The sequence below is a fragment of the Chromobacterium sp. W521 genome (assembly GCF_052805975.1).
The window spans coordinates 1-446 of the sequence record NZ_JBRBAF010000048.1; the positions used below are offsets into that span (position 1 = coordinate 1).

The 446-nt window shown below is 72.0% G+C and carries 1 protein-coding gene; it reads right to left on the reverse strand.

What is annotated here, in order from left to right; genetic code table 11:
- The coding region (locus tag ACUXV1_RS23235) for a TolC family protein (RefSeq protein ID WP_446016776.1) at positions 1 to 446 on the reverse strand (446 nt) is incomplete at both ends.

Below are 446 nucleotides of genomic sequence, written 5' to 3' on the forward strand. Positions count from 1 at the left end.
GTCTGCGCGGTTTGCGCGGCGATCGCCAGCTTCGAACTGTCGCGGGCGAAGCGGCTGGCGGCGAAGTCCGCGCGCGCCGCCTCGTTGCCGCGGCGCAGCTTGCCCCACAGGTCCAGTTCCCAGGACGCGGTGAGGTTGGCGTTGCGCACGTCGCTGACCAGCGGCGCGCCCGGCGTGGTTGTCGCCGTGGAGGTGCGGCCGCGCTGATAGCCGGCGTTGGCGTTCAGCGCCGGCAGCAACTGGGCGCGGGCGATGCCGGCCTGGGCCGCGGCTTCGTCGACGCGGGCGGCGGCGGCGGCCAGGTCCTGGTTGTGTTCCAGGGCCTCTGCGATCAGTTGGTCCAGCACCGGATCGTTGAACTGTTTCCACCAGTCCATGGCGATGGCCGGACTCTGGGCCTGGGCGCTGTCCGGCAGCTCCAGTTTGGGGCGGCTATAGTCGGGGCC